The sequence below is a fragment of the Burkholderia sp. MSHR3999 genome (assembly GCF_000833595.1).
Classification (GTDB): domain Bacteria; phylum Pseudomonadota; class Gammaproteobacteria; order Burkholderiales; family Burkholderiaceae; genus Burkholderia; species Burkholderia ubonensis.
Genome location: NZ_JRFO01000007.1, coordinates 1,701,266 through 1,713,113, shown reverse-complemented (window position 1 = coordinate 1,713,113; position 11,848 = coordinate 1,701,266). Strand labels below are relative to the sequence as shown.

At 66.7% G+C, this 11,848-nt stretch carries 7 protein-coding genes; 2 read left to right on the top strand and 5 right to left on the bottom strand.

Annotated features, from left to right (window positions below):
• Window positions 1-17: 17 nt before the first annotated feature.
• The 5 genes from KY49_RS38885 to KY49_RS30950 all read right to left on the bottom strand — a co-directional run bounded on the left by KY49_RS38885 (window position 18) and on the right by KY49_RS30950 (window position 9,728).
• Window positions 18-212 (bottom strand): Ig-like domain-containing protein, encoded by a 195-nt coding sequence (locus KY49_RS38885; RefSeq protein ID WP_231636672.1) that lies wholly within the window; start codon window positions 210-212, stop codon window positions 18-20.
• Between the two features lie 57 nt (window positions 213-269).
• Window positions 270-1,226, bottom strand: coding sequence for an Ig-like domain-containing protein (locus KY49_RS38880; protein ID WP_231636564.1), 957 nt, complete (start codon window positions 1,224-1,226; stop codon window positions 270-272).
• 50 nt (window positions 1,227-1,276) lie between these two features.
• Window positions 1,277-6,034, bottom strand: a complete 4,758-nt coding sequence (locus KY49_RS30960; RefSeq protein ID WP_231636562.1) for a beta strand repeat-containing protein — start codon at window positions 6,032-6,034, stop codon at window positions 1,277-1,279.
• Between the two features lie 93 nt (window positions 6,035-6,127).
• Window positions 6,128-7,552 (bottom strand): HlyD family type I secretion periplasmic adaptor subunit, encoded by a 1,425-nt coding sequence (locus KY49_RS30955; protein WP_042588122.1) that lies wholly within the window; start codon window positions 7,550-7,552, stop codon window positions 6,128-6,130.
• Complete coding sequence (locus tag KY49_RS30950; RefSeq protein ID WP_042588121.1) at window positions 7,536-9,728, bottom strand: type I secretion system permease/ATPase; 2,193 nt, start codon at window positions 9,726-9,728, stop codon at window positions 7,536-7,538. Before KY49_RS30950 ends, KY49_RS30955 begins: the two co-directional genes overlap by 17 nt.
• A gap of 557 nt (window positions 9,729-10,285) precedes the next feature.
• Here KY49_RS30950 and KY49_RS30945 point away from each other — a divergent pair.
• Window positions 10,286-11,380 (top strand): potassium channel family protein, encoded by a 1,095-nt coding sequence (locus KY49_RS30945; RefSeq protein WP_042588120.1) that lies wholly within the window; start codon window positions 10,286-10,288, stop codon window positions 11,378-11,380.
• A gap of 171 nt (window positions 11,381-11,551) precedes the next feature.
• Complete coding sequence (locus KY49_RS30940; RefSeq protein ID WP_042588119.1) at window positions 11,552-11,755, top strand: cold-shock protein; 204 nt, start codon at window positions 11,552-11,554, stop codon at window positions 11,753-11,755.
• Window positions 11,756-11,848 lie beyond the last annotated feature (93 nt).

The following is an 11,848-nucleotide window of genomic DNA, read 5'->3' as shown; positions in this document are numbered from 1 at the left end:
GCTGCCGGAGTCGGTGGTCAGCGCGACGCCGGGGCGGCGGCCGACGTGTCGAGCGTGAAGCTGAACGAGGTCGGGTCGGACGTATTGCCGGCGATGTCGGTCTGCCGGACCTGCACGTCGTTCAGGCCTTCGACGGCGCTGAAGCTGGTGCTCCAGGTGTGACCACCATCGATCGAATATTCGACAGTGGCGCCGCTTTCGACACCGGACAGGTTCAGCGTGCCGACGTTGGTGACGTGGTCGGACGCGCTGCTGCCCGGAATCGGTGGTCAGCGCGACGCCGGGGGCGGCGGCCGACGTATCGAGCATGAAGCTGAACGAGGTCGCCGACGACGTGTTGCCGCGACATCGATCTGGCGGACCTGGATGTCGTTCAGGCCTTCGACGGCGCTGAAGCTGGTGCTCCAGGTATGGCCGCCGTCGGTCGAGTATTCGACGGTGGCGCCGGTTTCGACACCGGACAGGTTCAGCGTACCGACGTTGGTGATGTGATCGGATGCACTGCTGCCGGAGTCGGTGGTCAGCGCGACACCGGGGGCGGCAGCCGACGTGTCGAGCGTGAAGCTGAACGAGGTCGGGTCGGACGTATTGCCGGCGATGTCGGTCTGCCGGACCTGCACGTCGTTCAGGCCTTCGGTGGCATTGAAGCTGGTGCTCCACGTATGGCCGCCGTCGGTCGAGTATTCGACGGTGGCGCCGGTTTCGACGCCGGTCAGGTTCAACGTGCCGACGTTGGTGATGTGGTCAACAGCGCTGCTGCCGGAATCGGTGGTCAGCGCGACGCCGGGGGCGGCGGCCGACGTGTCGAGCGTGAAGCTGAACGAGGTCGCCGACGACGTGTTACCGGCGACGTCGATCTGCCGGACCTGCGCGTCGTTCAGGCCTTCGACGGCGCTGAAGCTGGTGCTCCAGGTGTGACCACCATCGATCGAATATTCGACGGTGGCGCCGGTTTCGACGCCGGTCAGGTTCAACGTGCCGACGTTGGTGATGTGGTCAACAGCGCTGCTGCCGGAATCGGTGGTCAGCGCGACGCCGGGGGCGGCGGCCGACGTGTCGAGCGTGAAGCTGAACGAGGTCGCCGACGACGTGTTGCCGGCGACGTCGATCTGCCGGACCTGCGCGTCGTTCAGGCCTTCGACGGCGCTGAAGCTGGTGCTCCAGGTGTGACCACCATCGATCGAATATTCGACGGTGGCGCCGGTTTCGACGCCGGTCAGGTTCAACGTGCCGACGTTGGTGATGTGGTCAACAGCGCTGCTGCCGGAGTCGGTGGTCAGCGCGACGCCGGGGCGGCGGCCGACGTGTCGAGCGTGAAGCTGAACGAGGTCGGGTCGGACGTATTGCCGGCGATGTCGGTCTGCCGGACCTGCACGTCGTTCAGGCCTTCGGTGGCATTGAAGCTGGTGCTCCACGTATGGCCGCCGTCGGTCGAATATTCGACGGTGGCGCCGGTTTCGACGCCGGACAGGTTCAGCGTGCCGACATTGGTGACGTGGTCGGACGCGCTGCTGCCGGAATCGGTGGTCAGTGCGACGCCGGGGGCGGCGGCCGACGTGTCGAGCGTGAAACTGAACGAGGTCGCCGACGACGTGTTGCCGGCGACGTCGATCTGCCGGACCTGGATGTCGTTCAGGCCTTCGACCGCGCTGAAGCTGGTGCTCCAGGTGTGACCACCATCGATCGAATATTCGACGGTGGCGCCGGTTTCGACGCCGGTCAGGTTCAACGTGCCGACATTGGTGACGTGGTCGGACGCGCTGCTGCCGGAATCGGTGGTCAGCGCGACGCCGGGGGCGGCGGCCGACGTGTCGAGCGTGAAGCTGAACGAGGTCGCCGACGACGTGTTGCCGGCGACGTCGATCTGCCGGACCTGGATGTCGTTCAGGCCTTCGACCGCGCTGAAGCTGGTGCTCCAGGTGTGACCACCATCGATCGAATATTCGACGGTGGCGCCGGTTTCGACGCCGGTCAGGTTCAACGTGCCGACGTTGGTGATGTGGTCAACAGCACTGCTGCCGGAGTCGGTGGTCAGCGCGACACCGGGCGCGGCGGCCGACGTGTCGAGCGTGAAGCTGAACGAGGTCGCCGACGACGTGTTGCCGGCGATGTCGGTCTGACGGACCTGCACGTCGTTCAGACCTTCGGTGGCATTGAAGCTGGTGCTCCAGGTATGGCCGCCGTCGGTCGAGTATTCGACGGTGGCGCCGGTTTCGACACCGGTCAGGTTCAACGTGCCGACGTTGGTGATGTGATCGGATGCACTGCTGCCGGAGTCGGTGGTCAGCGCGACACCGGGGGCGGCAGCCGACGTATCGAGCGTGAAACTGAACGAGGTCGCCGACGACGTGTTGCCGGCGATGTCGGTCTGACGGACCTGCACGTCGTTCAGGCCTTCGACGGCGCTGAAGCTGGTGCTCCAGTGCGCACCGTTATCGACGCTGTACTGCACGGTCGCGCCATTCTCGACGCCGGTCAGGTTCAGCGTACCGACGTTGGTGATGTGGTCGGAGGCGCTGCTGCCCGAATCGGTGGTCAGGGCGACGCCAGGGGCGGCGGCCGACGTGTCGAGCGTGAAGCTGAACGAGGTCGCCGACGACGTGTTGCCGGCGATGTCGGTCTGACGGACCTGCACGTCGTTCAGACCTTCGGTGGCATTGAAGCTGGTGCTCCAGGTATGGCCGCCGTCGGTCGAGTATTCGACGGTGGCGCCGGTTTCGACACCGGTCAGGTTCAACGTGCCGACGTTGGTGACGTGGTCGGATGCGCTGCTGCCGGAGTCGGTGGTCAGGGCGACGCCGGGCGCGGCGGCCGAGGTATCGAGCGTGAAGCTGAACGAGGTCGCCGACGACGTGTTGCCGGCGACGTCGATCTGGCGCACCTGTACGTTGTTCACGCCTTCGACGGCGCTGAAGCTGGTGTTCCAATGGGCGCCGTTGTCGATGCTGTACTGCACGGTGGCGCCGGTTTCGATGCCGGTCAAGCTTAGCGTGCCGACGTTGGTGATGTGGTCGGAGGTGCTGCTGCCCGAATCGGTGGTCAGGGCGACGCCGGGGGCGGCGGCCGAGGTATCGAGCGTGAAGCTGAACGAGGTCGCCGCCGATGTGTTGCCGGCGACGTCGATCTGGCGGACCTGGACGTTGTTCGTGCCTTCGACCGCACTGAAGCTGGTGCTCCAGTGCGCGCCGTTGTCGACGCTGTACTGCACGGTCGCGCCATTCTCGACGCCCGTCAGGTTCAACGTGCCGACATTGGTGACGTGGTCGGATGCGCTGCTGCCGGAGTCGGTGGTCAGGGCGACGCCGGGGGCGGCGGCCGAGGTATCGAGCGTGAAGCTGAACGAGGTCGCCGACGACGTGTTGCCGGCGACGTCGATCTGGCGCACCTGTACGTTGTTCACGCCTTCGACGGCGCTGAAGCTGGTGTTCCAATGGGCGCCGTTGTCGATGCTGTACTGCACGGTGGCGCCGGTTTCGATGCCGGTCAAGCTTAGCGTGCCGACGTTGGTGATGTGGTCGGAGGTGCTGCTGCCCGAATCGGTGGTCAGGGCGACGCCGGGGGCGGCGGCCGAGGTATCGAGCGTGAAGCTGAACGAGGTCGCCGACGACGTGTTGCCCGCGACGTCGATCTGGCGGACCTGGACGTTGTTCGTGCCTTCGACCGCGCTGAAGCTGGTGTTCCAATGGACGCCGTTGTCGACGCTGTACTGCACGGTGGCGCCGGTTTCGATGCCGGTGAGGTTCAACGTACCGACGTTGGTGATGTGGTCGGAGGCGCTGCTGCCCGAATCGGTGGTCAGGGCGACACCGGGGGCGGCGGCCGACGTATCGAGCGTGAAGCTGAACGAGGTCGCCGATGACGTGTTGCCCGCGACGTCGATCTGCCGGACCTGAATGTCGTTCAGGCCTTCGACCGCGCTGAAGCTGGTGCTCCACGTATGGCCGCCGTCGGTCGAATATTCGACGGTCGCACCGGCTTCGACGCCGGTGAGGTTCAACGTGCCGACGTTGGTGACGTGGTCGGACGCGCTGCTGCCGGAATCGGTGGTCAGTGCGACGCCGGGGGCGGCGGCCGACGTGTCGAGCGTGAAGCTGAACGAGGTCGCCGACGACGTGTTGCCGGCGACGTCGATCTGCCGGACCTGCACATTGTTCACGCCTTCGACCGCGCTGAAGCTGGTGCTCCAGTGCGCACCGTTGTCGACGCTGTACTGCACGGTGGCGCCGGTTTCGATGCCGGTTACATTCAGCGTGCCGACGTTGGTGACGTGGTCGGACGCACTGCTGCCGGAGTCGGTGGTCAGCGCGACGCCGGGCGCGGCGGCCGACGTGTCGAGCGTGAAGCTGAACGAGGTCGCCGACGACGTGTTGCCGGCGATATCGGTCTGGCGGACCTGCACGTTGTTCACGCCTTCGACCGCATTGAAGCTGGTGCTCCAGTGCGCACCGTTGTCGACGCTGTACTGCACGGTGGCGCCACTCTCGACTCCGGTTACATTCAGCGTGCCGACATTGGTGACGTGGTCGGAAGCACTGCTGCCGGAGTCGGTGGTCAGGGCGACACCGGGGGCGGCAGCCGACGTATCGAGCGTGAAGCTGAACGAGGTCGCCGACGACGTGTTGCCCGCGACATCGATCTGCCGGACCTGCACGTTGTTCGTGCCTTCGACCGCGCTGAAGGTGGTGCTCCAGTGCGCGCCGTTGTCGACGCTGTACTGCACGGTGGCGCCACTCTCGACTCCGGTCACATTCAGCGTGCCGACGTTGGTGATGTGGTCAACAGCGCTGCTGCCCGAATCGGTGGTCAGCGCGACGCCGGGCGCGGCAGCCGACGTATCGAGCGTGAAGCTGAACGAGGTCGCCGACGACGCATTGCCGGCGACATCAACCTGCCTGACCTGCACATTGTTCACGCCTTCGACCGCACCGAAGCTGGTGCTCCAGTGCGCACCGTTGTCGACGCTGTACTGCACGGTCGCGCCACTCTCGACTCCGGTTACATTCAGCGTGCCGACGTTGGTGACGTGGTCGGAAGCGCTGCTGCCCGAATCGACGGCGAGCGCGACGCCGGGGGCGGCAGCCGACGTATCGAGCGTGAAGCTGAACGAGGTCGCCGACGACGCATTGCCGGCGACGTCGATCTGGCGCACCTGTACGTTGTTCACGCCTTCGACCGCATTGAAGCTGGTGCTCCAGTGCGCACCGTTGTCGACGCTGTACTGCACGGTCGCGCCACTCTGGACCCCGGTCACATTCAGCGTACCGACATTGGTGACGTGATCGACGGCACTGCTGCCCGAATCGACCGCCAGCGCCACGCCAGGCGCCGCGGCCGCGGTCGTATCGAGCGTGAAACAGCAGGAAGACGCGGCCGACGCATTGCCGGCGACATCGATCTGCCGGACCAGCACGGTATTCGTTCCCTCGACCGCGCTGAAACTCGTATTCCAGTGCGCGCCGTTGTCGGTGCTGTACTGAACGGTCGCGCCGTGTGCGATTCCGCCGACCGAAAGCGTGCAGTCCGACGTGATGTTGTCGGTGGCCGAACTGCCCGTGTCGTGCGCCAGCGCGACGACAGGGGCGGGCGGCGCAATGTCGACATAGGCGGTCGCCCAGCTCAGCGTGCCGTTGCCCAACCGGATCGCGTACGTGAAGCTGTCCTGCGCGTAGCCGAGCGTATTGAAGCTGTTCGACAGCCATGACGCGTCGAGGTGGCTCGCATCGTATCCGACCTTGCCGTCCGACGTGATCCAGATGTGCGCGCCGTGCGCGCTGTAATCCGCGCTCACGGCTTCGGCTCTCGCCGTATCCTGGGTCAGCAGCGCGGTCTGCTCGAGCGCGACGGTCACTTCGGTGCCGGAGTCGAGCGAGTAGAGCGTCTTGGCCGCTCCACCGAGATCGTTCGCCATCACGTTCAGGTAGACGGTGGTGAGCGTATTGTCGGTGAGCCCGGTCTGCGCCGACGTAAACACGTCGTTTGTCGCCTGTGGCGTATTGCTCATGGATACCGCGGTGCCGTTCGAAGTCGTTGCCATGTCGTGCTCCCCGTCCTGTCTCAGGTGTATTGACGCAGGCATTGCGCCGCCCCATGCGGCGCCCGCCCGCGGATCTGCAAATCGGTCGTCGTGTCAGCGCTCGCGCAACGCCATTTCCTTGGTCTTGATGACGGGCTTGAGCAGGTAATGCAGTACGGTCCGGCGTCCGGTCCGGATGTCGACCGTCGCGATCATGCCCGGCACGATCGCGACCGGCTGGCTCCGGCCGCTCGGCTTGTTCTGCCGGGTGCGCACCAGCACGCGGTAGTAGCTGTCGGGTTTCTCGCCGGGGCGATCGGGCACGATCGTGTCGGCGCTGATGTCCTCGACGACGGCGGGAAAGCCGCCGTAGATGGAAAAGTCGTACGCGGAGAGCTTGACCGTGGCGTCCAGCCCCGGATGCAGGAACGCGATGTCCGATGGCCGCACGCGCGCTTCGATCAGCAGCGTGTCGTCGAGCGGCACGATCTCCAGCAGATCCATCCCCGGCTGGATCACGCCGCCGACGGTGTTGATCTTGATCTGCTTGACCATGCCCTTCAGCGGCGCGCGCACCAGCGTGCGCGTGACGCGATCCTCGAGCGCCACGTTGGCCGCGCTCAGCGCGGACTGGTCGGCGCGCGCCTGGTTCAGTTCCTTCATCGCGTCGGCGCGGAAGTGCGCGGTCGTTTCGTCGATCTTCTGGCGCGCTTCGCGATAGGCGGCTTCCAGCCGCGGCATCGCGAGCCGCGTCGCGTCGAGGTCGCCTTTCATGTCGTTGGCCTGCCGTTCGAGCCGCAGGACCTCGACGTCGGATACCGCGCCCTTCTGCACGAGCGGGCTCGTCAGCGCCAGCTCCTTCGCGACGAGGCCATAGCTATGCTGCAGCTGCGCCTGGCGCGCGCGTTTCTCCGCGAGCTCCTGGCGATGTTGTTCGGCCTGTTGCCTGAGCACGTCCAGATTGGACTGCAATTCGCGCTGGCGCGATTCGAACAGCGAGCGCTCCTCGTCCAGCAGGCCGGGGCTCGTCTGCGCCAGCCGATCGGGCACGACGAACGCGGCGCCGTTCGCCTCGGCGGTGAGGCGCGCGATCCGGGCAAGCAGCGCGGAGTCCTTCGCCTGTCCTTCCTTGTACGACGACGTGAAGCGCGTATCGTCGATGCGCATCAGCGGCTGGCCTTTCTGTACGACCTGTCCCACGCGCACCATGATCTCGGAAACGATGCCGCCCTCGAGGTTCTGCACCACCTGCACCCGGCTGGACGGAATCACCTTGCCTTCGCCGACGGTCACTTCGTCCACTTCGGCGAACGCGGCCCAGGCGAGGGCGACGACGAAGAAGGCGAGCGTCGCCCAGAGTATCCAGTGACTGAAATAGCGCGGCCCTTCCATTGCCGCCGCGCAGCGCTCGCGCATGAACGCCGTGTCGTCGGCGCGCGGCTTGAGGGCCGCGCCGATCCGTCCGGCCAGCGCCTTGAGCGCAGCGGTGCGGTCCATCGTCGGCGTATCCGCGCCGTCGGGTTCAACCAGCAGCGACATGGAGCGTCCTCCCTGCAAGCGCGGCCAGGACCTGGTCTTTCGGGCCGTCGGCGACGACGCGGCCCTGATCCATCACGATCAGTCGGTCGACGAGCGTGAGCAGCGACGGGCGATGCGTGACGAGCAGCAGCGTGCGGCCCTCGAGCCGGGCCGCGAGCCTCGCCTTGAACAGCTCTTCGGACCGGTTGTCCATCGCGCTGCTGGGCTCGTCGAGCAGCAGCACCTGCGGCGACAGCAACATCGCGCGGGCGATCGCGACGGCCTGCCGCTGGCCGCCGGACAAGGCTTCGCCGCGCTCGCCGACGGCGAGATCGAAGCCGTTCGGCAAACGGTTGACGAAGTCGGCGACCCCGGCGACCTGCGCGGCGCGCAGCACGGCGTCGTCGTCCGCACCGGGCGCGCCCAGCACGATGTTGTCCCGCACGGTACCGTTGAACAGCATCACGTCCTGCGGCACGTGACCGATCCCGCGCCGCAGCGCGGCAGGATCGTACTGGCGCAGCTCGACGCCGTCGATCAGCACGTTGCCGGAAGCGGGCGGATAGAGTCCCAGGATGAGCTTTTCGATCGTGGTCTTGCCCGAGCCGACACGTCCGATGATGCCGACGCGCTCGCCCGCGGCGATGCGGAACGACACGCCGTCGAGCGACGTGCCGCTCTGGCCGGGGTACGCAAAGCCGACGTTCCGGAATTCGATTTCGCCGCGCAGCGCCGGCCGGTGCACGAAGCGTTGGTCGGCCGGACGCTCGCCGGGCAGGTTCATCACGCCGCCGATCGATGCCAGCGCGCTGCGGGACTGGTGGTAGCGGGTCAGCAGCGACGCCACCTGGCCCATCGGCGCCAGCGCGCGTCCCGTCAAGGTCGTGCAGGCGATCAGGCCGCCGGTCGTGAGCCGGTCGTCGGCAATCATGTAGACGCCGCACAGGACCACGGCGAGATAGGCCGCCTGTTGGGAGAACATCGCGAAATTGACCGCGCATCCCGACAGCAGGCGCGACTTGAGCCCGAGCCGCGCGATTTCGCCCAGCAACTGCTCCCAGCGGGCCTGCATCGGCCCTTCCGCGCCGTTGACCTTGATCGTTTCGAGGCCGACCAGCGTTTCGATCAGCAGCGCTTGCCGCTGGCTCGCGTGGCGCTGGCTGGCCTGCACGGCTCGCGCGAGCGGCCCCTGCACGGCGACGCCCGCGCCGATCACGAGCGGCAGCGCCATCAGCGGCAGCCATCCGAGCCCGCCGCCCACCCAGAACATCGCCGCGATGAACACGATCGAAAACGGCAGGTCGATCAGCGCCGCCGCGGTGGCCGACGTGAGGAAATCACGCACCGCTTCGAATTCCTGGATCTGGGACGCGAATCCGCCGACCGACGGCGGGCGCGCGGCCATCCGGATGCCGAGCACCTTTTCGAACAGGTTGGCGGACAGGATCACATCGATCTTCTTGCCGGCCATGTCGATGAAATAGCCGCGCAACGTGCGCATCACGACGTCGAACACGATCACGAGCACGATGCCGGCCGCCAGCGCCCACAACGTCTCGAGCGCGTGGTTCGGCACGACCCGGTCGTAGACGTTCATCGTGAACAGCGGCATCGCCAGCGCGAACAGGTTGACCAGCATCGACGCGAGCATCACTTCCGCGTAGATCGGCCACGACTGCGCGACCACGCCCCAGAACCAGTTGCGCGGGCGCGGCACGGCGCTTTCCGCGTCGCGCGCGTCGAACCGGTGGGCGGGGCGCGCGAACAGCACGAGGCCGGCATGGCGTTGCGCGAGCTCGGCCGGGGCGAGCGCTTCCTCGCCGACGCCGGTTTCGGGAAGGATCACCTGCATCGTGCCGGACGCGTTTCTGCGAACCAGCACGCATGCCTGTCCGTCGTTCAGCAGCAGCACGACGGGCAAGACCGCGTCCGGGATGTCGTCGAGCGCGCGCCGGGCCAGTTTGGCGGAAATGCCGGCGCGCGCCGCTGCCCGGATGAACAGCGCCGGCGTCAGGTGCTGGCCGGCCAGCGGCAGGCCGGCCACGAGCGCGTCGGCGCCCACCGGCCGGTCGAACAACCGCGTCAGCACGAGCAGGCAGCCCAGCAGCGGATCGTCTTCGATGCCCGATCCGTGGGGCAGATCCCATGCGCGTGCGCCTGCCGCGCCCGCTGCGGCTTCCGTGGTGGCGGAATGCATCACAGTACCCCGCCACGCAGGTGACGGGCGGACAGGTGCGGCAGTCCCCGTGGCGCGGATATCCCCGCCGTCAAGCGCTCTGTCTTGCTCATGCGCTACCCCGATGCTGTTCGTTCGATGTTCGTCGCTTGGCGCGACTGCTTGTCGACTACTGCTTTGCATCGGAGCAACAGCAAGTAGCGGGCCAGATGCGGCGGTGGGCGCGCGCAACAAGGCGGTGCGAGCATGCGCGAACCGGCCGGACGGCGCGAATCGTGATTTTGTTTCGGATCTGATACGAATGATTGGCGTGGCGTTGCGCACGTGCGCCGCGCGATGCGGCGGCGTTCCCGCTCTCGTGCGCGGATCAAGGTGTAGGGCGGCAGGGCGGTGGCGGACCGGCGCCGTGGCGCTGGCGGGCGCCGCCGGGCTCGGCCTCGAAATGTTTCAGCGCTGAAACGTCCGGGGCGTCGCGACGTATCGCCGATGCAACGTGGGCGGGCCCGGGGCTGGCGGGCTTGCCGCAAGCGTGCCGGCCCATCGTAGAATCGACCCCATATCCATCAGGAGAGTGTCCGTTGGCTTCGCCCACCGCCCAGCGCCGGTCGTTGCGCTCCCGCCTGCGCCGCGCCCGCAATCCGTGGCAGGCGCCGCGCGCGCGCACGCTGTTCACGCGCCCCGCGACGTCGCCGCATCGCACGCTGCTGTTCCGCCTTGCCCTCGTCGTGTTCCTGTGCGCGCTCGCGTTCCTCGTGCTGTATCTCGATCGCGACGGCCTGCGCGATTCGACGAAGAGCACGCCGATGGGCATCGCCGATCTCGTCTATTTCACGATGGTCACGGTCGCGACGGTCGGTTACGGCGACATCGTGCCCGTCACCGCGCGGGCGCGCCTGATCGATGCCTTCTTCATCGTGCCGATCCGCATCGGCATCTGGTTCATCTTCCTGGGCACGGCGTATCAGTTCGTGATCCAGCGCGTCGTCGAGGAATTCCGCATGAAACGCCTGCAAAAGCAACTGACCGATCACATCGTCGTGTGCGGCTACGGCCTGTCCGGCTCGATCGCCGTGCGCGAGCTGCTCGAAAGCGGCGTCGATCCGGCGACGGTGATCGTGATCGACTCGCAGCAGCAGGCGCTCGAGGCCGCGACCTCGCTCGGCGTGACCGGGCTGCTCGGCGATCCCGCGCACGAGGACCTGCTGCAGCAGGCGCAGGTGCGCGCCGCGAAGGCGGTGATCATCTCGGTGACCGACGATCCGACCGCGATCCTGCTGACGCTGTCGGTGCGCAGCATTGCGCCCGACACGAAGATCGTCGTGCGCATCCAGGAGAACCTGTACCAGCGGCAGCTGCGGCAGGCGGGGGCGGACGTGATCGTGTCGTCGACGAAGATCGGCGCGCTGCTGCTCGCGGATGCGGTGCAGAGCCGCTATATCGTGCCGTTCGTCAACGACATGCTGTCGACCCGCGGCCGCGCGACGCTGGTCGAACGGCCGGCGATGAAGCACGAGATCGGCTGCATGACGAACGTCGTGCCGGGGGCGATCGTCGTCGGGCTCGACCGCGGCGGCAAGATCCATTCGTTCTACGAAGACCCGCCGTGCCGGATCCAGGCCGGCGATACGCTCGTCGTGATCCAGTCGGCGCGGATTCCGGATCCGGATGTGTGAGATTTGCGCATCATGCGTGTTTGATCAATCGGCGACATCCGCTGCCCGAATGAAATCGTCGGCCGAAAAACCTCGATTGTCGGCGCCGGCTCACCTGTGATACAAGGTAGCCGCACGTCTGGCGCACGCTGGCGGCGCTATCTAAACAGCTTTCCGTGGAACATTCAGAACATGGCAACCGGTACCGTCAAGTGGTTTAACGATACGAAAGGTTTTGGCTTCATCACGCCGGACGACGGCGGCGAAGACCTGTTCGCGCACTTCTCCGAGGTACAGGGAAGCGGCTTCAAGTCCCTTCAAGAGGGCCAGAAGGTCAGTTTTGACGTCAAGCAGGGCCCGAAAGGGAAGCAGGCAGCGAACATCAAGCCGCTGTAAGTCTTCCACGCCGCGACCACGGCGCGGCGGCGCAGCGATCAGGCCGAAGCATGATCGCTGCGCGATTGGCGCGGCGCGTCGCAAGGGCGGACG